Consider the following 23,766-nt stretch of genomic DNA (forward strand, 5'->3'; position numbering starts at 1 on the left):
CGTTACGCCCCCGGCTGCACACCGCTTTTTACCGCCGTCCAGAACGCCTCTGCATCAGCATCAAACGGGGCGACACGGCTGAGCGTGAACGCCATCAGGTGATCTTCCACGCGAGCGACGGCGAGTTTTTCATACACCGTGACGTGTTGATTTTCAAAACGCAGTGCGACCTCACGGGCGGGCAGCCCGCCGATGACGCTATCCTGCACCTCGTCCAGCACCACCTTTTTCATGCTGCGCTTCACTTTCGCCAACTGTTGCTGGAGGAAATTCTCTTCCTCGCCGGGTTTGATATCCCACGCGCGGGTGATGACAAGCGTTGCGCCCTGTTCTTTGAATTTCAGCACGTTGATGCTGTGATCCTGATACGCGCCCGGCAGCGCCAGCACGCCTTCTGAGAGTGTAAATGTCGCCATTATTTATCCGTCCCTTGATTAAATGCGGCTTTTACCGCGGCCTGAATTTGTTCCGGCGTCGGCTCGACAGTCGGCAGGCTCTCTGGCCGCGTAATATTCAGATCCAGCGTTCCGCCGGTGTTGATTTCACCATTGCTCAGCGCATCAATGCTGAAGTTCAGGCATTGCAGTGAAACCGTGCCGTTAGCGCCAAGCGTCAGCACCGATTTGCCCGCCACCAGCATGATGCCGCTGTCGGAAGCCTGCACCAGCGCGCCCTGCACTTTTTGGGTAAAACCGCCGCCGACCAGTTGTTCATGCGCCAGTTGCGTGGCCTGGGTATGCGATCCCGCCACCGCGCCGGTGTAATCCCGCGTCACATTAACGGTCTGCGAACCGCCAACGGTATGCGTTTCGTCGTTTTTCACGTTGGTATCAAGATTGCGCTCGGCCTGAATCCACACCTGCTCTTCCCCGGCTTTATCTTCAAAGCGCAGGGCGTTGGCGTTATCGACTGAGCCATCTTTCGAACGGCTGAGGAAGCCCATTTGCGTCGCGGCGGCGGGCAGCGCCCACGGCGGCATACTGGCTTCGTTATAGACGCGCCCGGTGATGATTGGCCTGTCCGGGTCGCCGTTGATAAAGTCGATCACCACTTCATCGCCGACGCGCGGAATTTGCATCCCGCCAAAACCCTGGCCCGCCCAGGCGCTGGAGACGCGCACCCAGCAGGAGCTGGTGTCGTCGCCCTTCGCCAGTCGATCCCAGTGAAACTTCACCTTCACCCGGCCATATTTGTCCGTCCAGATGCTTTCGCCCTGCGGACCGACGACGCGCGCGGTTTGTGGGCCATAAGTTCGCGGCCAGGCGGTTTGCTGCGCGGGGCGGAAGACCACCGAGGAGGGAATGACGCTGAAATCAATGCGGTGCACCGTCTGGCTATCCGCACCGCTGGCATAGCGGTTCTCTTCAAAGTTGTAATGCGCGGCGGTTACCAGATATTCGCCGTTATCATTGAAAAACGCGGCGTTGGTCAACTGGAAAGTGCTGCCCGGCACGATGCCGATCGCCGTGGCGGTGCCTTCGATTTGCTGATGTTCCACCTGCCAGCGTTCCTGGCGGATGCGGGCATAAAACTCGCCGTGGCCATGTTCGACAAAACGCCCTGGCCAGTCGTAAACGTCAATGCTGCCCGGCTGTGGCGATGAAGGGTTTTGCCGCGCCTGGAACAGCCATGCATTCGGCTTGCGGAAATCATAATCGTCAAGGCTGTAGATGCCCGGCGTGACGCTGTCTTCCAGCGCCCACTGGCTGATGCCCTCTTCATCCGTGCTGCCGCCGGACGGCGTCTGGTGATAAGGAATGGTTTCATAGCCGCTGAAGGGTTGATGTTGCGTAGCGGCGTCGGTCAGCACCAGCGTGTGTTTATCTGCTTCATGCTTAAAGTGGTAAGCAATCCCTTCCAGCTCCATCAGGCGGCTGAGGAAATCGAAGCTGCTCTCCTGGTACTGAACGCAATACTCCCAGACGCGGTAACTGCCGCTCAGCTTATCTTCCAGATTGACCTGGTATTCGCCAAGCAGGGTTTTGACGATTTGTGGCACCGTCTGCCCCTGGAAGATGCGCAGGTTACGGTCGCGTTTCATTGGCCACAGATCCGGCTCGACGGTAAGCTGATAGACGGCGTAGCGTGTCCCGCTCAGTTCCACCGCGCTGACTGCGACGCGGGTAATTTTGCCGTTGAAGTAGCGGGAGCCGGAAAGCGATTGCGTGGGCACGGTAACGGTGACCGCTTTGCCGAGCAACTGGCTGCGATCCATGCGCGCGTCGGTGCCCAGCAATTGCAGGTTGAATGCAAACGCCTCGGATAACGCCTCACGACCTGAAAATTTCCAGAAAAGCAGTCCTTCGACGGGTAACTGAACAGTAATACGATTGCTCATAAATCGAATCCTGACATAACGACGCAAGCCGCTCCGGGCTTCGCCTGTAAGTTTAACGTTACAGAATAATTGACACGCTACCGCACAATTTCTGTAAATGTAAAAGGACGTTATTGTCTGATTTTTCGGCGCGAGAAATGCCAGGAATAGTCCTAATCAGGTATCTAAAAACCAGAAAACCCGCCAATTTTTAGAGGGTTAGCCACGTAGCACAATCTGGAAATAATACTTATACGAAATTTTTATGACATTTATTCACGCGGAAACATGTCATACAGGTGTTATTTACCACAGATAAAACTATACCGGTGATAACGTTTTCTCGCCTATTCTCGCACTTTAACATTAAAGATGAGACAGCCGACCGGAAACACGGTATAACGTTTTCATTACTATCGCATCCTTATTTTTTACTTATATCAAATTAAGCCATTATATGCCCAAGGCATAGACCCTACGAATATTTAATACCCATTTAATGGTCGTTAAGCAGGATTAAATCAGTACTAAACTGGAGGGAATAATGGAAACGTATAATCAGTATGGACAACGTATTGGTCAGGAATTTTCGGAATGGACAAAACGGGCGATGCCCGAGAAAGTCGCTCTTGCTGGTCAATACTGTAACGTTGTTCCACTGGCGGTTGATCACGCCGAAGACCTCTTCCCGGAATGGCAGAGTATCGACGACGATCGCGACTGGACCTACCTTGAGGATGTCAGGCCAAAGGATATGACGGCCTGTTATTCCTATTTAAGAAATCTGTCTACACACAAAGAAAGAATTTATTATGCCGTACAGGATAAAGCCGATCAGCAAATAAAAGGGATATTTTATGCCGGTAAATTTGATCCGGAGAATGGCTCCTTCGATATTGGCGGCGTTAACTGGACGCCATTAATGAAAAGGACGCGCATCAGCACCGAAAGCCTTTATTTGGTTCTGGCTTATTTCTTTGATCAATTAAAATACCGCCGCTGTGAATGGCGCACCAGCAGTTATAATACGGAAGCGATTAAGTCGGCAGAACGAATTGGTTTTGTGAAAGAAGGCGTATTAAGGGATAAGCGAATTCGCAAAGGCCATCTGACGGATATTTCGGTGTTCTCGATTACCTTACGGGAATGGCCGGCGATCTCGTCAATGATAACTGGCTGGCTGCGCGCAGATAACTTCGACGACCGCAGCCGCCAGTTGCACAAGCTGGCGTCGTTTCGCCGCTACTGAGGTTGCCATGCGTTGGCTTACCGCGCAACGCATGGCTTTAGGGCTTATTTTCCGTGCTGTTTGAAACGGAAATCGTCCATAAAGTTGCTCAGTTTTTCCACTGCACCAAGCGTCAGCGCGTTATAGATCGAGGCACGGATGCCGCCGATCGCGCGGTGTCCCGTCAGACCAGAGAAACCCGCCAGCTCCGCTTCCTGCAGGAATTTATCCTCCAGCGCCGCCGTCGGCAGTGTAAACGCGGCGTTCATATCTGAACGGAAGGCCGCATCGCCCCAGTTACGATAGAAACCGTCGCTGTTATCAATGGTGCTGTAGAGCAGCGCCGATTTCTGCTGGTTGATGCGCGCCATGTTTTCCAGACCGCCAATATCATTCAGCAACCAGCGGGTCACCAGCATCACCACGTAAATGGCGAATACCGGCGGTGTATTCAGGTTAGAGTGCGCTTCCACCTGGCGACGATAATCAAGAAACGCTGGCAGGTTAGTCGGGCCGTTTTGCACCACACTGTCGCGAACCAGTACGATGGTCACGCCCGCCGGGCCGATGTTTTTCTGCGCGTGGGCATAAATCAGCGAGAATTTACCGGCATCGCACGGTTTGGAGAGAAAATCAGAAGACATATCGCAAACGCGTGGCACATCATCACGGCCCAGCACGCGATCGAACTGTAAGCCTTCTACCGTTTCGTTGGAAACATAGTGGATGTAAGGCGCGTCCGGGGAGAAATCCAGCTCTTCGTCGGTCGGCAGACGACGGTAGCCCTCTTTTTCACCGCTCCAGATCACGCGTACCGGCCCTTCGCGCATTGCTTCGGTGATCACTTTGCGGCTCCAGTAACCGGTATCGAAATACTCAGCCGGGTGCTTTTTGCCGCGCAGCATGGTCATTGGCACCATCGAGAATTGCTGCGTTGCGCCGCCCTGTAAAAACAGAATGTGATAATCCGCAGGCAGTCCCAGCAGGGTGCGAATATTATTTTCGGTTTCGCGAACCACATTTTCGAACCATGCGGAGCGATGGCTGATACCCAGAATCGACAGGCCCACTTCCGGGACATTAATAATAGCCTGCTGTACCTGGTTTAATACGACGTCAGGTAATGCGCCCGGCCCGCCGGAGAAATTAAGGGTGTTGTTAGGATTTAATGACATGTTATTTCCTGAGTCATAGTTATCGTTTTAAAGGGCCTGACCGGCGTACTTAAGCAGCATTTCCCGCATCGCGGTTTTCACTTTCAGCATGTGAACTTGCTTATTCGGGAACATCTCTTCATCGTCCATCGCATGAACAACCATCGCCGGATCGATTTCAAAAATCAGCAGTTCGCCGTCGCGCGTTTCCGCGCAGTCGATGCCGATATACTCAAGCCCGGTACGCTGGCTGATGGCGTCCAGCGCTTCGCGATGACGTTCAGCAAAGTCAGCAAACTCATTGAAGAAACGGCCTTCCTGCGCACGTTTGTCCGCATCTTCGTACATCCCGGCGTTAACGTAGTGGATCATCCAGTGCGAAGAGACACCCATATGGCAGGCGAACGGTTTACCGTCGATCAGCACCACGCGCATTTTGCGGAACAGGCCATCTTCGCCGCTGTAATCGACAAAGCGCGAAACGAAAAACTCCTCTCCGGCCGTCTCTTCCAGGTAGGCTGTAACAGCAGCGGCAGAGTCGATTTTTTGCAGGCCGTGACCACCGTGGCTGCCTACCGGGCGAACAATAATCGGGAAGTCGTGATCAGCGGCGATATCTGCCAGCGCTTTCTGACCACAAGCGACATCATGCAGCGCCTGGCGGGAGACATGCAGCGCCGGACAAATCACTAAACCGGGGACATTTTGCAGCAGCAGGCTGGCGTTATGGCGTTCAGAAGTCGGGACATTTTTCGGCGGGTTCAGTACCGGTTTTGGCCAGTTACGCAGAGCATATTCAAGACGCAGCAGCACGGATTCCTGCTCATCGCTGGCGCCAATCGCCACCATAACCACGTCATGTTCCGGCACCGGTGCCGTCAGCGGATTGTCGTTCAGCGGATCGACGTAGTAGTAGATGAGGTCGATATCGCTGTCTTCCATCAGGCAGTCGAGCGGAATATTTGCCGAGAGATTGCCCGGTACCATTAACATCAGCAGGCGTAATTTTGTCGGCTGACGCGCCGGCCAGTGATAAACGCGCTGCATATCCAGCGCCTGCGCCTGGATTTGCAGGCCCAGCTCTTCGTGCTTCAGGCTCATCATCGCAGTCGCGAGATTCATCCATAACACGGCATCTTCAGGGGCATTTTGCGCCTGCGCGATCATCTCCTGCGTGGCGGAGGTGAAGTCAACGCCCGCAATACTCATACGCAAAAAAGGCGCCATTCCGAGGAATCGCGCCGACGAAACGCCTGATTCAGTCGTTAGTGGCATGGTGGTTAATCCTGTTTGTATGGTGCATATCGCTTATGATGCGACATAACGCCAACAAACAATTCGCGGAATAGCGGCCTTAGTTGTCGGGATAACTGAGCGTAAACCGGCCAAATCAGTTACGCGGTGAATAAGTAAAAGTAAAACTCAAAAAAAATAATTAATAAAAACAATCAATAAATAACGACACGTCTGACAGGAAATATAATGAAATATTTCGGCTTTAGCCGCTTCGTTAGCACAGGTAAATCGTGCATCTTCGGGATATGAAAACCTGAGCCTTTCGGCTCAGGTTGATTCAGGACTAGCGTGTTATCTGCAGATCTTTGATGGTGACGGGCAGTTCCGCGCCGTCTTTCCACTGCGTTAATGGCAGAAAAACATTGTAATCGACAAGCCAGGCCAGCGTCTGTTTCTCGCCTTTATCGCCACTCTGCATTTCGCATGCGACTTTCCAGTAGCGGCCACTCAGCGCACTGCTGATCTGGCGAGCCTCATCGCTACCGGTCACTTCGCAACGGCGGTTGATCGCGGTTTTATCACCATCTTTGCCCTTCGCAGGCAGCACTGTATCAAAGGTGAATTTCTGTCCCTGATGCAGCGGGAAACGCAGGTTGGTGTGCAGTTCGCTGATGATACTCGGCGAGCTATCCAGGCTGATACCGCCTTTTAACTGCCCAAGGTTACCTAAAGTCAGGCGCTGCGCCTTAAACACGTTGTAATTTTCCAGCAGCAGCATCAGCCCGTTGGGTTGAACATCCAGCTCCATCGGCACGCCTTCATCACTCCCCCAGCTCAGAGTCCACTGCATTTTTTTGAAGCGAGGCGTCGCCCACGGGTTAACAATCTGCTGCGCTTGTTTGTCGATCTCCGCAGGCAACGGGAATTGCGCCAGCCATTGTGGCGAATTGCTGCTCATATCCGGCAGCATCGGGCCAACCCTGGAGGAGACGCTTTTTTTCTTCGCCTGGGGAACATAAGCCCCTTCCCCTTTAAAAGCAGAAGGCGTGCTCATTGCGCATAGCTGCTTAAACGCCGCAGCGGTGGCAGGCGTATTGGTAAAATCCGCCGCCCGGCGCAGCGCCGCTTTCCCGCTCAGACTATCGGATACATAACCTTCCGGCGTCATATCCAGCCCGGCGAGCACACTGTCTTTATTGGTTGCGCAGTTATATGCGTGTACTTCGATTTTCATGTCGTACGGCGCATCATACGGCGGATCGTACTGTATCTCGTTGTACTCGAAGCCGATTTTCGCAATCAACAGATCTTTGGCGCGGATAACCGAAGCGGTATCCAGCAGGATCGGCGTGTCATATTGCGATTTTTTTTCAATGTAGACCCAACTGGCATTTTTCAGCCCGGGGGATTTGCAGAGGCTGGCGGCGACATCATTCAGTTCGCTGTTCGGGCTGGGGGCGGCATAACGTCCGTAGCTATCGCCATAAAAACGGCGCACGACCGCCTCTTTATCGTCGAGCATTTCCCAGTAGAGTTTCACCGCTTTTTGCGTGGAGCAATCGAAGCCGTCCCAACGGTTAATGTTTTGCCCATCTTCAAAAACAATATGATTCATTGCCGTAATGCGATCGTTAAGCCGAATCATTACCAGCGGATTTACCGTGCTGCTAACGACTTTTTTGCCTTGCCCGTCAGCCGCATGGCTGCTTAACGTCACGGCCAGTAATGCTGGCAGAAGAATCTTGCCCGTTTTCATTTTCATTCCTTTGTCAGCGCAAATGGAGTAGCGCAACAGATGTGTAGTGATGAGGTTATCGGCAGAAGGCAGGAAATATAAAGGTCTTAAAGGGGAGGCTGAAAGTCACCAAAAATGATAGTGATGGATGAACCCGGTAGTACGATTCACCCCTCTGGCAACGCCGTCGTTTACGGCGGAAAGATTACTCCGCCAGCGCCTGCGCGCAGGCCCATGCGCTGGACCACGCCCACTGGAAGTTATAGCCGCCCAGCCAGCCGGTGACATCCATCACCTCGCCGATAAAGTAGAGCCCCGGCACATTGCGGGCTTCCATCGTGCGGGAAGAGAGTTCGTGGGTATCAACGCCGCCCAGCGTCACTTCCGCGGTACGGTACCCTTCCGTGCCGTTCGGTTGAACGCGCCAGTGCGTGAGTAATTCGACCAGTGACTCCTGTTCGCGACTGTTGAGCTGCTTCAGCGTGACATCCGGGATCTGCCCCAACTGCTGCAAGCATTCAACCAGCCGTTTCGGTAACTGCATCGCCAGCGTGTTTTTCAGGCTTTGATTCGGGTGCGCTTCGCGCTGTTCATCCAGGAAGCTTGCCAGATCGCACTCCGGTAACAGGTTAATGCTGACGAATTCGCCTGGCTGCCAGTAGCTGGAAATTTGCAGAACTGCCGGACCTGAAAGCCCGCGGTGGGTAAAGAGCAGATTTTCCCGGAAAACCGTGCCGTCTTCAGCGGTAATAACCGAAGGCACTGACACGCCGGAGAGCGTCTGCATCTGCTCCAGCAGCGGCTTATGCAGGGTAAAAGGCACCAGACCGGCGCGTGTCGGCAGCACTTTCAGGCCGAACTGTTCGGCGATTTTATAGCCAAATGGTGAAGCGCCAAGCCCCGGCATCGACAGCCCGCCGGAAGCAATGACCAGCTTCGCAGCCTGCACGCTGTCGCCATTCAGTTGCAGCGTGTAACCCTGATCATCGCGCGTTACGCTCAGCACTTCGCTGCGCAGGCGCTGTGTGACATTGCCTTTTTCGCACTCTGCCACCAGCATATCGACAATCTGTTGCGCCGAATCGTCGCAGAAAAGTTGTCCCAGCGTCTTCTCATGCCAGGCGATACCGTGCTTGCCGACCAGATCGATAAAATCCCACTGGGTATAACGCGCGAGAGCAGATTTACAAAAATGCGGGTTCTGGCTCAAATAGGCTGCGGGTTCGACATAAAGGTTAGTGAAATTGCAGCGACCACCGCCGGACATCAGGATTTTGCGCCCCGGTTTTTTGCCGTTGTCCAGTAACAGCACACGACAGCCCGCCTGCCCGGCCAGCGCCGCACAGAACATACCCGCCGCACCCGCGCCGATAACAATGACATCAAACCTTTCCACACCTGCACCCTCATCAAAAAATCGTGGCGGATTGTAAAGAGTTCACGCTGGTCACACCAGCGCGAAGAGAGCTAAAAACAACATGGCATTGAAAAATATACGATAATTTTAAAGTTTCAGCGGAATGTAAGAAATAATGTCAAAAAAAATACATATTTCACTTTGCCGACACCGCTAATGTCCCTGATAATGCGCCGCGTTCATGTCCTCAAAATGGCTTAACGTCCTATGTTACATTTGTTTGCTGGCCTGGATCTTCATACCGGGTTATTACTCTTGCTTGCTCTGGTTTTTGTTCTGTTCTACGAAGCAATCAATGGCTTCCATGACACAGCAAACGCCGTGGCAACCGTAATTTATACACGCGCTATGCGTTCTCAGCTGGCGGTTGTGATGGCGGCGGTGTTTAACTTCTTCGGCGTTTTGCTGGGCGGGTTAAGCGTTGCCTATGCAATTGTGCATATGTTGCCAACCGATCTGTTGCTGAATGTCAGCTCCGCGCACGGCCTGGCGATGGTCTTCTCCATGCTGCTGGCGGCGATTATCTGGAACCTTGGTACCTGGTATCTGGGTCTGCCGGCTTCCAGCTCCCACACTCTGATTGGCGCGATTATCGGCATTGGTTTAACTAATGCGCTGATGTCCGGTACTTCAGTAGTGGATGCCTTAAATATCCCGAAAGTGCTGGATATCTTCGCCTCCCTCATCCTTTCGCCGATTGTCGGGCTGGTAATTGCTGGTGGTCTGATATTTATCCTGCGCCGCTACTGGAGCAATACCAAAAAACGCGCGCGTATTCATATGACGCCAGCTGAACGCGAGAAGATCGATGGTAAGAAAAAGCCGCCGTTCTGGACGCGTATCGCCTTGATTCTTTCCGCTATCGGCGTGAGTTTCTCCCATGGCGCGAACGATGGTCAGAAAGGCATCGGCCTGATTATGCTGGTGCTGATTGGCGTTGCGCCTGCAGGCTTCGTGGTGAATATGAACGCGTCAGGTTATGACATCACTCGTACGCGTGATGCCGTCAACAACGTAGAAACTTACTTCCAGCAACATCCGGCGCTGCTGCAAAAAGCCACCGGCGTTGATCCGCTGATTCCGGCACCGGAAGAAGTGAACACGCAGCCTGGCGAGTTCCACTGCCATCCGGGTCGCGCAATTGTGGCGCTGGATCGTGCGAAGGTGATGCTGACCGGTATCGAAAACTACGAGCAGATTCCGCTGGAGCAGCGTAGCCAGCTGCGCCGTATTATGCTCTGCCTCTCCGATATTACGGATAAAGTGGCGAAGCAGCCGGAGATCAGCACGGACGACCAGCGTCTGCTGAAGAAACTGAAAGGCGATATGCTGAGCACCATTGAGTATGCGCCAATCTGGATCATCATGGCGGTAGCGCTGGCGTTAGGTATTGGCACAATGATCGGCTGGCGCCGCGTGGCGACCACCATCGGCGAGAAAATTGGTAAGAAAGGTATGACCTACGCTCAGGGAATGTCCGCGCAGATGACTGCAGCGGTATCTATCGGGCTGGCAAGTTATACCGGGATGCCGGTTTCCACCACGCATGTGCTCTCATCTTCCGTGGCCGGGACAATGATTGTCGACGGCGGCGGTTTGCAGCGCAAAACCGTAACCAATATTTTGATGGCCTGGATCTTCACCCTGCCAGCCTCGATTATTTTGTCCGGCGCACTGTACTGGCTCTCGCTGCATCTGATTTAACGCAGCGCAGGCGCAATAAAAAAACGGGTCAGGAAACTGGTCCGTTTTTTTTATTCTCTGATTAGCGCAGCGCTCAATGCCAAATCATCAACGCAATCAGGCTGATGACCACCAGACCACACAGCGAACTGGTTAAAATAAACTGGCGGCGAACGCGCTCACAGCGGCGGATGAATTCGTCATCATGGTGATCGCGGTAGCGCTGGGCATAGATATACCAAACCAGACGCATCTGCTTACTGGGCTGGCCGTGCGCGGTAAAAAAGCCGCCGCCATCCACGTACTGATAGAGTAAGGGATCACAACCACGAAGTACCACTAACAGCGCGCGTAGTGATGAGTAATAACGCGCCATGTTAACCAAACACACCACACATAAAGCCCAAAACAGCGCAACAGTGTTGATCACCATATCCCCTCCCCGGCGATCGCCCGCGGAGAAAGCCTCCGGAACGCTCGCGCCTGGATACCCAACCAAGTCTGACAACGAATAGTGTTACCAATCCCCGGACGGGAAGACAAACACAGGCGGAGTCCCGCAATTGACCGCATTTCCTTACGCGGATAACTGGGGGACGCCGTCTGTTTCCGTACGGTTTATTTATAGTGTAGGAGATCCGTTTATTTTTTTACCACAAGCTTAATCACCATCAATGCATCTGGCTGTAAATATTGCTTAAGTGATTCGTGATCCAGGTTAATTGACGGTGTGAAAAGAGCGTTATAAGGTAGAAATATCTTCTGAAAAAGATCCTTAAGGCCGGGCGCTACGCTCACGTGAAACGCAGGATGCGGGCGCAGTGCAACTGTATCAGGGGCAATCACCCCGATGGTCATCGACAACTTATGGAAGGAGTACCACTATGGCTTACAAACATATCCTCATCGCAGTCGATCTCTCCCCCGAAAGCAAATTGCTGGTTGAGAAAGCAGTATCCATGGCGCGGCCATACAACGCGAAGATTTCCCTGATTCATGTCGATGTAAACTACTCCGATCTTTATACCGGTCTTATCGACGTTAATCTCGGCGATATGCAAAAACGCATTTCTGATGAAACTCACCAGGCGCTGACCGAGCTGTCCACTAACGCGGGCTATCCGATCACCGAAACTCTGAGCGGCAGCGGCGACCTGGGCCAGGTACTGGTTGATGCGATTAAAAAATACGATATGGATCTGGTGGTGTGCGGCCATCACCAGGATTTCTGGAGCAAACTGATGTCCTCCGCGCGCCAGCTTATCAACACGGTTCACGTTGATATGCTGATTGTCCCGTTGCGGGATGAAGAAGAGGATTGATATTCCCGCTAACAATTAACCGTTAGCCTGAACATAGCCCGGTACGCGCAACGCGACCGGGCTTTTTTATTCCCCGGAACCGGGGTAGATATCGAAACGATGGCTTTTGGTCACTACCGCCGACTGTGTGGCGACACCGGCCAGCGGCGGCGCGTAATCCGGGCGTTTCACCACTACACGCTTGATGGCAAGCTTGCGCGCAGGCTCCAGCAAACCATCGGCGTCAAGATCCGGGCCAACCAGCGACTGGAATACCCGCATCTCCTTCTTCACCAGCGCGCTTTTTTGCTTATGCGGGAACATCGGATCGAGATAAACCACCTGCGGGCGCGGCGTGATATCCGCCAGGCTCGTCAGACTGGACGCGTGAATCAGTTGCAGCCGTTCGCGCAGCCACGGGCCGATTTCCGCATCGGCATAGCCACGATGAAGACCATCCTCCAGCAGCGCAGCAACGACCGGGTTACGCTCCAGCATCCGCACGCGGCAACCCACCGAGGCCAGCACAAACGCATCGCGACCCAGCCCTGCCGTGGCATCCACCACCTCCGGTAAATAGCTGCCTTTGATACCAACCGCTTTGGCGACAGCTTCACCGCGACCACCGCCAAACTTACGCCGGTGCGCCATACCGCCCGCGACAAAATCGACAAAGATACCGCCCAGTTTCGGCTCATCGCGCTTACGCAGTTCCAGATGCGTCGGCGTTAACACCAGCGCCATCAGGTTATCGTCATCCGGCTCCAGCCCGAAGCGGGCCGCAAGAACAGATAAGGCGCCGTCTCCGGCGCCTGTTTCATCCAGCAAACAGATTTTCACTGCATCAGCCTTCGATACCGTAATGCTCAAGCATGGCGTCAATCTGCGGCTCGCGGCCACGGAAGCGTTTGAACAGCTCCATCGGCTCTTCCGAACCACCACGGGTCAGGATGTTATCGAGGAACGACTGCCCGGTTTCGCGGTTGAAGATGCCCTCTTCTTCAAAGCGGGAGAAGGCATCTGCCGCCAGCACATCGGCCCACAGATAGCTGTAGTAACCCGCCGCATATCCGCCCGCGAAAATATGGCTGAAGGCATGCGGGAAGCGGCCCCACGACGGCCCCGGCACCACGGCGACCTGACGTTTGATTTCGGCCAGCGTTTCGAGGATTTTTGCCCCCTGCTCCGGGCTAAATTCGGCGTGCAGACGGAAGTCGAACAGGCCGAACTCCAGCTGACGCAGGATAAACATCGCCGCCTGGTAGTTTTTCGCCGCCAGCATTTTGTCCAGCAACTCCTGCGGCAACGGCTCGCCGGTTTCATAATGACCGGAGATAAACGCCAGCGCTTCCGGCTCCCAGCACCAGTTTTCCATAAACTGGCTCGGCAGCTCGACCGCATCCCACGGCACACCGCTGATCCCTGCCACCCCGGCGGTTTCAACGCGCGTCAGCATATGGTGCAGACCGTGGCCAAACTCATGGAACAGTGTGATCACTTCGTCATGAGTGAACAGCGCCGGTTTGCCGTTGACCGGGCGGTTAAAGTTACAGGTGAGGTACGCGACGGGTTTTTGCAGCGAACCGTCGGCGCGGCGCATCTGGCCAACGCAGTCATCCATCCACGCGCCACCACGTTTGTGTTCGCGGGCATAAAGATCGAGGTAGAAGCTGCCGCGCAGCTCGTTGTTCTCATCGTAAAGCTCGAAGAAACGTACGTCCGGATGCCAGACATCAATATCCTTGCGTTCTTTGGCGGTGATGCCGTAAATGCGTTTCACCACTTCAAACAGGCCGTTCACCGCGCGGTTTTCCGGGAAGTACGGACGCAGTTGCTCATCGCTGATGCTGTAGAGGTGCTGCTTCTGTTTTTCGCTGTAGTAACCGATATCCCACGGTTGCAGCTCATCAACACCAAATTCGGCTTTAGCGAAGGCGCGCAGTTGCGCCAGCTCTTTTTCGCCCTGCGGACGCGCACGTTTGGCAAGATCGGTTAAGAATTCCAGCACCTGCGCCGGGTTTTCCGCCATTTTGGTGGCCAGCGATTTAAAGGCATAGCTTTCAAAACCGAGCAGTTGCGCCAGTTCATGACGCAGCGCGAGGATCTCGGCCATGATCGGGCTATTGTCCCACTTACCCGCATTCGGCCCCTGATCGGAAGCACGGGTGCTGTAAGCGCGATACATCTCTTCACGCAGCGCCTGGTTATCGCAATAGGTCATCACCGGCAGATAGCTCGGGATATCCAGCGTCAGCAACCAGCCTTGCTGCTCTTTGGCTTCTGCCTGCGCTTTCGCCGCCGCCAGGGCGCTTTCCGGCATGCCGGAGAGTTCAGATTCGTCAGTGACCAGCTTGCTCCAGCCCATAGTGGCATCGAGCACATTGTTGCTGTAAAGGTTACCCAGTTCAGAGAGGCGTGAGGCGATTTCGCCATAGCGCTGCTGTTTCTCTTTTGGCAGGCCGATGCCCGACAGTTTGAAGTCGCGCAGCGCGTTATCCACCGCTTTTTTCTCCGCCACGCTCAGCGCAGCGTAATGCGGGCCGTCACGCAGATCGCGATAGGCGTTGTACAACCCTTCGTTCTGCCCGACCCAGGTGCTGTATTCCGACAGCAGCGGCAGCGTTTGTTCGTACGCTTCGCGCAGTTCCGGGCTGTTTTTCACTGAATTCAGGTGGCTGACCGGCGAGAAGAGACGGCCAAGGCGATCGTCCACTTCAGCCAGCGGCTGACAAAGATTGTCCCAGGTGTAGGGGCCGCCCTGCGCAACAACGCGTTCCACTGCGCTCCGGCAGTCGTCCAGCGCTTTGGTCACCGCAGGAACAACATGCTCAGGAAGAATTTTAGAAAAAGGGGGGAGCACAAAAGGCGTCAATAATGGGTTGGTCATAGCGCAGTCCTTGGTATGAAGTATTGGTTAAGAATGGGGCCAAGTCCCGCAGATTTCAATCCCGTGCGCTCCGCGTGCCAGGGTATCGCTGCAATAAGCAACAACGAAGAAAACGCCCGGCGGCATTGCGCTCGCCGGGTATTACACACGCAAACCTCAGCGGGATTTATGCGCCATCTCATAGGCCGCAGACAGGTTCAGGCGCTGCCAGAAGCTCTGTTCATCGTTATCGCCAGAAAGCGGGTAACCCGCCGGTATCGCCGTTTTCACCATCAGCGCACGGCGCTGGCTGGCGGAAAGATTCGGCAACGCCGCTTCCAAAAGCACATCAGCCCCTTCCGGTACTTTCAGTTTTTTCTCTGTCCCTTTCTGCTGCGGCAAATTGTAAGTCATGGTGAAACGGTAGAAATCGCGCATTGCCGGGTCGCGATACGGATCGTCTTTCCCGGCGCTCTGCGCACATTGCGCAAGCGACGTGCCGCACTCTTTTTCCAGCGCGGCGCGAAGCTGGTCGCGGGCTTCATTGAACAGGGCACGGTATTTCGCATCATTCAGGTAATGTGCGACGTTACGCTCCGCCACCATCCTGGAACCGATGACATCCAGCGGATAGTGCACACCCAACACCACGCGGGAATAACCGTAGCGCGCGCCGCGCGTCAGCAGTGCGTCAAAACGTTCCGGGATCATCTCCGCCATCAGCAACGAATCAGTATAACCGGTGTTGGTATGGCCGCTGGGGAACGAGCCACCATCCGCGGTATAGGCTTTGTTATCTTTCACCACCACGTCGTCCGGCACCAGGTGAATGCTGTTGTTCTGGATCAGGAACGGACGCTTATAGTCAAAATGCTTTTTCGCCGCGCCAGTACTCACTTCGCTGGCTTTGATTAACGCCGCCGCTTTGCCTAACTCGCCTTTGTCATAGGCAGTGAGAAAAGCGTTGCCCAGTTTTGGCCCCAGCGCATCGGCAATAAAATAGAGATAGCTGATTCCCTCAGCATCAGCCAGCGCCTGACGGCGCAAACCCTGCGTGGCATCGCGGTTAATCGCCTCAACGGTATGCAGATTGGTATCCAGCACCGGCTTTGGCAGAGCGCTAAAACTGGAGAGTAGCGCGATACCCGCCTGCTGATTTGCTTTAGTCTGGAAATCATAACCGCGCGCCTTCAGCCAGGCGCTATCCGCCTGTTTAGCGCTCTGCGCGGCGTGCTCCAGTTGATCGCGGGTCAGCGACGCAGCGTTACCCTGCAAGGCCTGGCGCAGCCCGGCCAGTGATTGTGCTTCCAGCGCAACATACGCCTGGCTGTCCGAGGCTGGCGTGGTGGTATTGGCAATATCGCGCGCCTGCACCAGCGGAATATCTTTTGCCATCGCCTGGTTAGCCAACAGCAGCGCGGCAGTTAAAAGAGTGAGACGGATTTTCATTTTTTATCCTTTTATTCAAAGAATTACCTTGCCTGAACCCGACGCTAGCGCGGCAGTTTGACATTTTCATGACACCGTTATGTTTTGAAACCTTTTCCGCTGAAATGAAACAAGCCCGCGGTGCAGCGGTAATCTGCGGCAATCTACGGTAAACTGTGCAGAATCTCGTTTATTTTCCGGAATCTCAGTCCCCATGCTCAGTTATCGCCACAGCTTTCACGCTGGCAACCACGCCGACGTCCTTAAACACACCGTTCAGAGCCTGATCATTGAAGCGCTGAAAGAAAAAGAGAAACCGTTTCTCTATCTCGACACCCATGCAGGTGCCGGACGCTATCAGCTCTCTGGCGAACATGCGGAGCGCACGGGCGAATATCTGGAAGGCATCGCCCGCATCTGGCAGCAGGACGATTTACCGGCCGAGCTTGAGCCATACATGACTGCAGTGCGCCACTTCAACCGCGGTGAGCAACTGCGCTATTACCCGGGTTCACCGCTGATTGCCCGTGAATTACTGCGCGAGCAGGACAGCCTGCAATTAACCGAGCTGCACCCAAGCGATTACCCGCTGCTGCGCCAGGAGTTCCAGAAAGACAGCCGCGCCCGCGTTGAACGCGCCGACGGTTATCAGCAGTTGAAGGCCAAACTGCCGCCGGTTTCCCGTCGTGGTCTGATTCTTATCGACCCGCCGTATGAGATTAAAACCGACTACCAGGCAGTAGTGAGCGGTATTCTGGAAGGCCATAAACGTTTTGCCACAGGCATTTACGCGCTTTGGTATCCGGTGGTGCTGCGCCAGCAGATCAAACGCATGCTGCGCGATCTGGAAGAGACCGGCATTCGCAATATTCTGCAAATTGAACTGGCCGTGCGGCCGGACAGCGATCAGCGCGGCATGACGGCTTCCGGCATGATCGTCATTAACCCGCCGTGGAAGCTGGAAGCACAGATGAACAGTGTGCTGCCGTGGTTGCACAGCAAGCTGGTGCCGGCCGGTACCGGGCACACGCTGGTTCACCAGATCGTCCCGGAGTAATCGCAGCCATCGGTGGAACCTTTCGGATTGCGCGTTACAATCGCGACAATTTTCGACTTCGTTCAGGATTAAGGAAAAAACCATGAGCAAACATTACGACTACATCGCCATTGGCGGCGGCAGCGGCGGTATTGCCTCGATCAACCGTGCAGCCATGTACGGTCAAAAATGCGCGCTGATTGAGGCCAAAGATCTTGGCGGCACCTGTGTGAACGTGGGTTGTGTTCCGAAAAAAGTGATGTGGCACGCCGCACAGATCGCTGAAGCCATTCATCTCTATGGCCCGGACTACGGCTTTGACACCACCGTCAACCATTTCGACTGGAGCAAACTGGTTGCCAGCCGCAGCGCTTACATCGACCGTATCCATACCTCTTACGAGAACGTGCTGGGTAAAAATAACGTCGATGTGATCCGTGGTTTTGCCCGTTTTGTTGATGCCAAAACCGTGGAAGTGAACGGTGAAACGATCACCGCCGATCATATTCTGATCGCCACTGGCGGCCGTCCGAGCCACCCGGACATTCCGGGCTCGGAATACGGCATTGATTCCGATGGTTTCTTCGCCCTGCCCGCGCTGCCAAAGCGCGTTGCCATTGTTGGCGCAGGGTACATCGCCGTTGAGCTGGCGGGCGTGGTGAACGGCCTTGGAGCTGAAACACATCTGTTCGTGCGTAAACATGCGCCGCTGCGCAACTTCGATCCGCTGATCACTGAAACGCTGGTCGAAGTGATGGCGGCGGAAGGCCCGACGCTGCATACCCACGCGATTCCGAAAACGGTAGTGAAAAACGCTGACGGCAGCCTGACCATCACCCTGGAAGATGACCGCTCGCAAACCGTTGATTGCCTGATCTGGGCGATTGGCCGTGAACCGGCGACCGATAACTTCAACCTTGCAGCCACTGGCGTGAAAACCAATGACAAAGGTTATATTGAAGTCGATAAATTCCAGAACACCAGCGTGCCGGGGATTTACGCGGTGGGCGATAATACCGGCGCGGTAGAACTGACTCCGGTTGCCGTTGCCGCTGGCCGTCGTCTCTCCGAACGCCTGTTTAACAACAAGCCGGATGAGCATCTCGACTACACCAATATTCCTACCGTTGTGTTCAGCCACCCACCGATTGGCACCGTCGGTTTAACCGAGCCGCAGGCGCGCGAGCAGTACGGCGACGATCAGGTGAAAATCTATAAATCGTCGTTCACCGCGATGTACACCGCCGTCACCTCTCACCGCCAGCCGTGTCGCATGAAGCTGGTCTGCGTCGGTCCGGAAGAGAAAATCGTCGGTATCCACGGTATCGGCTCCGGCATGGACGAGATGTTGCAGGGCTTTGCGGTTGCGCTGAAGATGGGCGCCACCAAAAAAGACTTCGACAACACCGTCGCCATTCACCCGACTGCCGCAGAAGAGTTTGTCACGATGCGCTAAGCATCAGCGGTAAAAACGACACACCAGAGAAGCCCCAAACGGGGCTTCTTTTTTTTCATCGGTGTCGCCTGCATCAGATGAGCGGAGAAATGCATATCACCAGGTCGGAATGTTGGTCAGAAAGCGAACCGTCACTGATGCAAGAAATCACCCACTTTTTTAAGAAGCAAGCTGAACCACAAAACGTGTCACGCGGGCAGCCTCAATAAATGGCTGGCGATTCCCCAGCGCATCACCCGACAAGATTTCTCCTCTATCGCCAGCAGCGAAAAGCTGGCATTCGGGTGGTGGTAACGCGCAACATTGCTCAGCGAGTTTTCCATCAGTTGCGCAATAACCGCCTGAATCACATGACCATGCGAGACCAGTGCCACTGTTTCCTGCGAGCAAATATCCGGCAATCTGTGCAGAAAAGTGAGTAGCCGCTGCACCGCCTGCGCCAAAGATTCGCCCTGCGGCGGACAGAAATGTTCATCATCGATAAACGGCGGATATGCGCGCTGTATTTCGCTCAGACTGCGACCTTCAAGCTCGCCAAAATGTTGCTCCTGTAGCGCGTCGTGCAACTGAAAATCGCAGGCGAAATGCGCGGCTATCCGCGCCGCCATCTGCTGTGCCCGGCCTGCCGGAGAGGAGATAACAGCGCCAGGCGTTACCTCCTCGGCCTGCAACCCGGCAATCAGTGCGTTGCACTCTTCCTGTCCGCGCAATGTCCACGGGCTATCGAGACGCCCCTGGATAATTCCGGCGCGGTTCCACTCGGTTTGCGGATGGCGAATTAAAAACACGTTCATTTTCGAAGCTCGCGGCTTATCGGCCTGAAATATTAAAAGGCAGGAAGTGGTTAACTCCCTGCCCTTAGGTACGTTTCCGTTATCAGTTCAGCAACTGAAGTAGATAACGGATCAATTCCAGCAGCGCGATTAACGCTCCCAGAATGATGATTGCTTTATCAATCACCCGTTTTCTCCATAAAACGGAGTGAGAACGCCGCTGCTTACTCGTGGACTGCCTGTCACAGAGGTTGATCTCAGTGTTAGTCAGAGACAGTTCTACTCCGGCCAGAGCACCCGATGCGGCACCACCCGTACATCCGGCCAGGACTTAAAAAGCGTAAAAGCGGCCCCGGAGTAGTCTTGTCACCAGCACTAACGGGCAGATTATAACCACCCTCAGGGCATCCGACGAGTTCAAAATTTGCTCGCTTATCCCCCTTGTTTTATACTGCAGCGGTTAGTCAGAGACAGTTCAAAACCGGCCAGAGCAGTTGGCTGTTCCGGATGTAAAAAAGCCGACCTCACCAGTCGGTTTTTTTTCGCCTGTAGATTCGCTAAACCCGCACCGCCTTCAACTCATTGATCAGCCACTGCACCGCAGGCTGATAATCATAAAGCCGGTGGGTAAGCAGCAGTAAATCGTAAGAGGGCGCGCCGTCCGGCAGCGCCATGATGCGCAGCGGCAACATCTTTGCCATCTCCTGGGCAATACGGAACGGAACGCACATCAAATAACCGGTCGCGACGGCCACACGTCCTCCAACAGCATAACTTTGCACTACCGTCGCCAGCGGACGGTAGAGATGCTGCGACAGCAGCCAGCTATCAATATGATCCGCGCCAGAGCTAACCGCCGGTAAATGGATTTGTGACTCGCTGACCAGATGTTTAAGCGTCAGGGTTTCCGGCAAATCGGTGCGCTCCATAGAAGCAATTGCCACGAAATGGTCGGAAATCAGCGGGTATCGATTAAAGTAGTGCGGAATATGCTGCACGGTATCAACGCCGATAAACGCGTCGAGTTGCCCTTTTTCTACCCGTTCAACCTTGATGGTTTCCGAAAGAATATCGACCGACAACCGCACATTCGGGGCGATGGTTTTAAAGCGGGCGGTCAGCACTGGCATAAACATAAATTCGAAGTAATCCACCGCGCCGATATAAAAAGTATGTGCATCGCGGGCGGGATCGAAGTGGCTTGGCCCGCGCGTGGCGGTATCCAGCTTGCTGAGCGCATTCTCAATCACCGGGATCATCATCGCTGCGTACGGCGTCGGCTCCATGCCGTTGCGCGTGCGAATAAACATTTCGTCTTTGAGCTGCTCGCGCAGACGGTTCAACGCATGGCTAAACGCAGATTGTGAAAGATTGGCCTTCTGCGCCGCCCGGGTCACGTTTTTCTCTTTCGCCAGGATCGGCACCAGCCGCAGCAAATTCAGATCGACCACCACTATGCACCCTTTTCATGTTTTCATGATAACAATACATTTTATGCATAACGAAGATCGTTGCTATAGTTTGCAGCAAAAGAAGTGCGGATGATTTGCACTGTCTGAACCGAGACCAACGGGAGAGAATTGATGAGAAATGTAACTGTTGCCGCGACCCAGATGGCTTGCACCTGGGAACTGGAAAAAAACGTACAGAACGCGGAACGTTTAGTTCGCGAAGCGCACCGCCAGGGCGCACAGGTGATCCTGATCCAGGAGCTTTTTGCTGCCCCTTATTTCTGCATCGATCAGAGCCCGGAGCACTATGCGCTGGCGCAGGAAGTCGCAACCAGCCCGCTGATTAAGCATTTCTCAGCGCTGGCGAAAGAGCTGGAAGTGGTGCTGCCGCTGAGCCTGTTCGAAAAATGCAATAACGCGTACTACAACTCGCTGGTGATGATCGATGCCGACGGCAGCGTGCTGGACACCTACCGTAAAACCCATATTCCGAACGGTCCGGCTTACCAGGAAAAACAGTTCTTCATCCCTGGCGATACCGGATTCAAAGTCTGGAACACCCGCTACGCCAAAATCGGCGTCGGCATTTGCTGGGATCAGTGGTTCCCGGAAACCGCGCGTTGCCTGGCATTGCAGGGCGCAGAGTTGATCTTCTACCCGACCGCTATCGGTTCTGAACCGGCCTACCCGGATATCGACAGCCAGCCGCACTGGACCCGTGTTCAGCAGGGCCACGCTGCCGCCAACGTCATTCCGGTGATTGCCTCGAACCGTATCGGCACCGAAGCCAGTAAATACATTGAAGGCCTGGAAATGACCTTCTACGGTTCTTCATTCATCGCCGATCAGACCGGTGAACTGGTAGCGCAGGCCAATAAAACCGACGAAGCGGTGCTGGTGCACACCTTCGATCTGGATGCCGTTGCCGCGCAGCGCGCCTCCTGGGGTCTGTTCCGCGACCGCCGCCCGAACATGTACGGCGCGATTGCGACCTCTGACGGTAGCGTGAGGAGCTAAGCGATGGCGCAGCTGACCACGCCCGTAAAAGACGGGTTCGCAATGCCGGCAGAGTGGGCGCCGCATCAGGCTGTGTGGATGATCTGGCCTTATCGTACCGATAACTGGCGCGCCAATGCTGCACCAGCCCAGCAGGCGTTTGCGGCCGTGGCAAAAGCGATTTCCCGCAATACGCCGGTCATCATGGGCGTTCCTGCGGTCGAAATGGCGAAAGCGCGCAGCACCATGCCAGCGGAAGTGACGCTGATTGAAATGGAGAGCGACGACGCCTGGATGCGCGATACCGGCCCGACCGTAGTGCTGAATCAGGCGGGCGAACAGCGCGGTATTAGCTGGACGTTCAACGCGTGGGGCGGCCTGAACGGCGGGCTTTATGCCAGCTGGGATCGCGATCAGTTAGTGGCAGGCCAGGTGGCGAATTACCACCAAATGCCATGCTACAACACGGACTTAGTGCTGGAAGGCGGCTCCATTCACGTTGACGGTGAAGGCACCCTGCTGACCACTGCCGAGTGTCTACTGAACCCGAACCGCAACCCGAATCTGAGCCAGGCGGAGATCGAGCAACAGCTGCGCGATTACCTTGGCGTGTCACAAATCATCTGGTTGCCGGAAGGCGTGTTTAACGATGAGACCGACGGTCACATCGACAATATTTGCTGCTTCGTGCGCCCCGGCGAAGTGGCGCTGCACTGGACTGATGACCAGAATGACCCGCAGTACGCCCGCTCCGCAGCGGCGTTGCAGGTGCTGGAAAACACCAAAGATGCGCAGGGTCGTACGCTGAAAGTGTGGAAAGTCCCGTCGCCGCCGGCGCTGTACGCCAGTGCGGAAGAGACCAATGATGTGGAAAAAGGCACGGCGATTGAGCGCCACGAAGGCAATCGTCTGGCGGGTTCCTACGTCAACTATCTGGTCAGCAACCAGCAGATTATCTATCCGCAGTTGCACCCGGCCACCGATGGCGCGGCGCAGGCGCTGTTTGAGGAGATGTTCCCGGATTTCGTCATCACTGGCGTTCCGGCGCGCGAAATTCTGCTCGGCGGCGGCAATATTCACTGCATCACTCAGCAAATCCCGCGTTGATCCACAGCCCGGCGGTGAATGCCGCCGGGTGTTTTACAGCGTGCGCGACATCCGAATGTACTGCACCTCTTTTTTATAAAACGTCTCACCCTCTGGGGTAAAACCGAAGCGCGTATAAAACCCTGCCGCCGAAGTTCTGGCGTCCAGAGTGACCGTTTTCACCCCGTCCTGCATCAGCTTATCCAGCACCGACTGAAACAGAAAACCGCCAAACCCCTGCTGCTGATACGCCTGCAAAGTGGCGAATTTGCGGATCTGGCAACGCTTCTCACCGATGATGAACACCGACAGGCAACTCACCACCTGAGCATTGAACAGCGCGCCAAAATGTGCGGCGCTTTCGTCGCCCTCCACGCGTGAAGCATTGCGCTCCAGATGCGGCCACAGTACCGCCTGGCGAATATCCAGACATTGCTCTAACGTAATAGTGGCGAAATTCACGGGTTCTCTCTCCCTTTAATGGGGCTTCCGGGCAATATAAGCGTGCAGGGGCGATTATTCATAAATCGTTGCAAATTGATTACTCTGAAAGCCGCCGCTGCGTTATCCGATCCGTTTTGCAATTTTAATAAAATTAATCAA

At 54.7% G+C, this 23,766-nt stretch carries 22 protein-coding genes; 7 read left to right on the plus strand and 15 right to left on the minus strand.

The window, feature by feature from the left end; translation table 11 throughout:
* Positions 1–2 precede the first annotated feature (2 nt).
* On the minus strand, positions 3–416 hold the full coding sequence (locus tag DK872_RS13155; protein WP_071921661.1) for a DcrB-related protein: 414 nt from the start codon (positions 414–416) through the stop codon (positions 3–5).
* Entirely contained in the window at positions 416–2,338 is a 1,923-nt protein-coding gene (locus DK872_RS13160) for a type VI secretion system Vgr family protein (protein ID WP_161518429.1), read from the minus strand. The genes DK872_RS13155 and DK872_RS13160 overlap by 1 nt, the downstream gene beginning before the upstream one ends.
* Positions 2,339–2,861: 523 nt before the next feature.
* Here DK872_RS13160 and DK872_RS13165 point away from each other — a divergent pair.
* Positions 2,862–3,566 (plus strand): GNAT family N-acetyltransferase, encoded by a 705-nt coding sequence (locus DK872_RS13165; protein WP_007369624.1) that lies wholly within the window; start codon positions 2,862–2,864, stop codon positions 3,564–3,566.
* 44 nt (positions 3,567–3,610) lie between these two features.
* Here DK872_RS13165 and DK872_RS13170 read toward each other — a convergent pair whose 3' ends face one another.
* The 4 genes from DK872_RS13170 to DK872_RS13185 all read right to left on the minus strand — a co-directional run bounded on the left by DK872_RS13170 (position 3,611) and on the right by DK872_RS13185 (position 9,066).
* Positions 3,611–4,720, minus strand: a complete 1,110-nt coding sequence (locus DK872_RS13170) for a phosphoserine transaminase (protein WP_007369623.1) — start codon at positions 4,718–4,720, stop codon at positions 3,611–3,613.
* Between the two features lie 27 nt (positions 4,721–4,747).
* The gene (locus tag DK872_RS13175; RefSeq protein ID WP_007369622.1) at positions 4,748–5,974 is read right to left on the minus strand and encodes a RimK family alpha-L-glutamate ligase; all 1,227 of its coding nucleotides are present in this window, start codon (positions 5,972–5,974) and stop codon (positions 4,748–4,750) included.
* A 304-nt stretch (positions 5,975–6,278) separates the two neighbouring features.
* Positions 6,279–7,691, minus strand: coding sequence for a hypothetical protein (locus DK872_RS13180; RefSeq protein ID WP_161518430.1), 1,413 nt, complete (start codon positions 7,689–7,691; stop codon positions 6,279–6,281).
* Between the two features lie 184 nt (positions 7,692–7,875).
* A complete protein-coding gene (locus DK872_RS13185) occupies positions 7,876–9,066 on the minus strand; it encodes an NAD(P)/FAD-dependent oxidoreductase (RefSeq protein ID WP_007369620.1) in 1,191 nt (396 codons plus the stop codon).
* A gap of 228 nt (positions 9,067–9,294) precedes the next feature.
* Here DK872_RS13185 and pitA point away from each other — a divergent pair, with 228 nt between their 5' ends.
* A complete protein-coding gene (gene pitA / locus DK872_RS13190; protein ID WP_007369619.1) occupies positions 9,295–10,791 on the plus strand; it encodes an inorganic phosphate transporter PitA in 1,497 nt (498 codons plus the stop codon).
* Positions 10,792–10,864: 73 nt separating this feature from the next.
* Here the strand turns inward: pitA and uspB are convergent, their stop codons facing one another.
* Both uspB and DK872_RS13200 read right to left on the minus strand, forming a co-directional pair.
* Positions 10,865–11,200 carry a universal stress protein UspB gene (uspB, locus tag DK872_RS13195; RefSeq protein WP_007369618.1) on the minus strand — a complete coding sequence of 112 codons (336 nt, stop codon included), beginning with the start codon at positions 11,198–11,200 and terminating at the stop codon, positions 10,865–10,867.
* 212 nt (positions 11,201–11,412) lie between these two features.
* Positions 11,413–11,628, minus strand: a complete 216-nt coding sequence (locus DK872_RS13200; protein ID WP_035886712.1) for a hypothetical protein — start codon at positions 11,626–11,628, stop codon at positions 11,413–11,415.
* 26 nt (positions 11,629–11,654) lie between these two features.
* Here DK872_RS13200 and uspA point away from each other — a divergent pair, with 26 nt between their 5' ends.
* Positions 11,655–12,092 (plus strand): universal stress protein UspA, encoded by a 438-nt coding sequence (uspA, locus tag DK872_RS13205; protein ID WP_007369617.1) that lies wholly within the window; start codon positions 11,655–11,657, stop codon positions 12,090–12,092.
* Between the two features lie 66 nt (positions 12,093–12,158).
* On the opposite strand, the gene rsmJ is transcribed toward uspA, so the two are convergent.
* From rsmJ to DK872_RS13220, 3 genes are all read right to left on the minus strand, one after another.
* Positions 12,159–12,911, minus strand: a complete 753-nt coding sequence (gene rsmJ / locus DK872_RS13210; protein WP_007369616.1) for a 16S rRNA (guanine(1516)-N(2))-methyltransferase RsmJ — start codon at positions 12,909–12,911, stop codon at positions 12,159–12,161.
* 4 nt (positions 12,912–12,915) lie between these two features.
* The gene (gene prlC, locus DK872_RS13215) at positions 12,916–14,958 is read right to left on the minus strand and encodes an oligopeptidase A (protein WP_071921666.1); all 2,043 of its coding nucleotides are present in this window, start codon (positions 14,956–14,958) and stop codon (positions 12,916–12,918) included.
* A gap of 156 nt (positions 14,959–15,114) precedes the next feature.
* Positions 15,115–16,386, minus strand: a complete 1,272-nt coding sequence (locus tag DK872_RS13220) for a phosphatase PAP2 family protein (RefSeq protein WP_007369614.1) — start codon at positions 16,384–16,386, stop codon at positions 15,115–15,117.
* A 193-nt stretch (positions 16,387–16,579) separates the two neighbouring features.
* On the opposite strand from DK872_RS13220, the gene DK872_RS13225 reads away from it, so the two are divergent.
* Both DK872_RS13225 and gorA read left to right on the plus strand, forming a co-directional pair.
* On the plus strand, positions 16,580–17,422 hold the full coding sequence (locus DK872_RS13225) for a 23S rRNA (adenine(2030)-N(6))-methyltransferase RlmJ (protein WP_007369613.1): 843 nt from the start codon (positions 16,580–16,582) through the stop codon (positions 17,420–17,422).
* Positions 17,423–17,504: 82 nt separating this feature from the next.
* Positions 17,505–18,857, plus strand: a complete 1,353-nt coding sequence (gene gorA, locus DK872_RS13230; RefSeq protein ID WP_007369612.1) for a glutathione-disulfide reductase — start codon at positions 17,505–17,507, stop codon at positions 18,855–18,857.
* A 188-nt stretch (positions 18,858–19,045) separates the two neighbouring features.
* Here the strand turns inward: gorA and DK872_RS13235 are convergent, their stop codons facing one another.
* From DK872_RS13235 to DK872_RS13245, 3 genes are all read right to left on the minus strand, one after another.
* Positions 19,046–19,651: a histidine phosphatase family protein gene (locus DK872_RS13235; RefSeq protein ID WP_007369610.1), complete on the minus strand. Its 606-nt coding sequence runs from the start codon at positions 19,649–19,651 to the stop codon at positions 19,046–19,048.
* Positions 19,652–19,733: 82 nt separating this feature from the next.
* Positions 19,734–19,817, minus strand: a complete 84-nt coding sequence (gene dinQ, locus DK872_RS13240) for a damage-inducible type I toxin DinQ (protein WP_143091372.1) — start codon at positions 19,815–19,817, stop codon at positions 19,734–19,736.
* A 370-nt stretch (positions 19,818–20,187) separates the two neighbouring features.
* Positions 20,188–21,081: a LysR family transcriptional regulator gene (locus DK872_RS13245; protein WP_074989322.1), complete on the minus strand. Its 894-nt coding sequence runs from the start codon at positions 21,079–21,081 to the stop codon at positions 20,188–20,190.
* 132 nt (positions 21,082–21,213) lie between these two features.
* Between DK872_RS13245 and aguB the strand changes: the two genes are divergently transcribed.
* Both aguB and aguA read left to right on the plus strand, forming a co-directional pair.
* Positions 21,214–22,098 (plus strand): N-carbamoylputrescine amidase, encoded by an 885-nt coding sequence (gene aguB / locus DK872_RS13250; protein WP_007369608.1) that lies wholly within the window; start codon positions 21,214–21,216, stop codon positions 22,096–22,098.
* Positions 22,099–22,101: 3 nt separating this feature from the next.
* The gene (aguA, locus tag DK872_RS13255; protein ID WP_161518431.1) at positions 22,102–23,184 is read left to right on the plus strand and encodes an agmatine deiminase; all 1,083 of its coding nucleotides are present in this window, start codon (positions 22,102–22,104) and stop codon (positions 23,182–23,184) included.
* A gap of 33 nt (positions 23,185–23,217) precedes the next feature.
* Here the strand turns inward: aguA and DK872_RS13260 are convergent, their stop codons facing one another.
* Entirely contained in the window at positions 23,218–23,625 is a 408-nt protein-coding gene (locus DK872_RS13260) for a GNAT family N-acetyltransferase (RefSeq protein WP_079517248.1), read from the minus strand.
* Positions 23,626–23,766: the final 141 nt, after the last annotated feature.

Origin of the sequence: Kosakonia sp. MH5 (assembly GCF_009935945.1) — a bacterium.
Lineage (GTDB): Bacteria > Pseudomonadota > Gammaproteobacteria > Enterobacterales > Enterobacteriaceae > Kosakonia > Kosakonia radicincitans.

What these genes read in the sequence shown, in the direction of transcription:
- DK872_RS13155 (WP_071921661.1), bottom strand. Translation starts at nt 416, where the DNA reads ATGGCGACATTTACACTCTCAGAAGGCGTGCTGGCGCTGCCGGGCGCG.
- DK872_RS13160 (WP_161518429.1), bottom strand. Translation starts at nt 2,338, where the DNA reads ATGAGCAATCGTATTACTGTTCAGTTACCCGTCGAAGGACTGCTTTTC.
- DK872_RS13165 (WP_007369624.1), top strand. Translation starts at nt 2,862, where the DNA reads ATGGAAACGTATAATCAGTATGGACAACGTATTGGTCAGGAATTTTCG.
- DK872_RS13170 (WP_007369623.1), bottom strand. Translation starts at nt 4,720, where the DNA reads ATGTCATTAAATCCTAACAACACCCTTAATTTCTCCGGCGGGCCGGGC.
- DK872_RS13175 (WP_007369622.1), bottom strand. Translation starts at nt 5,974, where the DNA reads ATGCCACTAACGACTGAATCAGGCGTTTCGTCGGCGCGATTCCTCGGA.
- DK872_RS13180 (WP_161518430.1), bottom strand. Translation starts at nt 7,691, where the DNA reads ATGAAAACGGGCAAGATTCTTCTGCCAGCATTACTGGCCGTGACGTTA.
- pitA (WP_007369619.1), top strand. Translation starts at nt 9,295, where the DNA reads ATGTTACATTTGTTTGCTGGCCTGGATCTTCATACCGGGTTATTACTC.
- DK872_RS13200 (WP_035886712.1), bottom strand. Translation starts at nt 11,628, where the DNA reads ATGACCATCGGGGTGATTGCCCCTGATACAGTTGCACTGCGCCCGCAT.
- uspA (WP_007369617.1), top strand. Translation starts at nt 11,655, where the DNA reads ATGGCTTACAAACATATCCTCATCGCAGTCGATCTCTCCCCCGAAAGC.
- prlC (WP_071921666.1), bottom strand. Translation starts at nt 14,958, where the DNA reads ATGACCAACCCATTATTGACGCCTTTTGTGCTCCCCCCTTTTTCTAAA.
- DK872_RS13220 (WP_007369614.1), bottom strand. Translation starts at nt 16,386, where the DNA reads ATGAAAATCCGTCTCACTCTTTTAACTGCCGCGCTGCTGTTGGCTAAC.
- DK872_RS13225 (WP_007369613.1), top strand. Translation starts at nt 16,580, where the DNA reads ATGCTCAGTTATCGCCACAGCTTTCACGCTGGCAACCACGCCGACGTC.
- gorA (WP_007369612.1), top strand. Translation starts at nt 17,505, where the DNA reads ATGAGCAAACATTACGACTACATCGCCATTGGCGGCGGCAGCGGCGGT.
- DK872_RS13235 (WP_007369610.1), bottom strand. Translation starts at nt 19,651, where the DNA reads ATGAACGTGTTTTTAATTCGCCATCCGCAAACCGAGTGGAACCGCGCC.
- aguB (WP_007369608.1), top strand. Translation starts at nt 21,214, where the DNA reads ATGAGAAATGTAACTGTTGCCGCGACCCAGATGGCTTGCACCTGGGAA.
- aguA (WP_161518431.1), top strand. Translation starts at nt 22,102, where the DNA reads ATGGCGCAGCTGACCACGCCCGTAAAAGACGGGTTCGCAATGCCGGCA.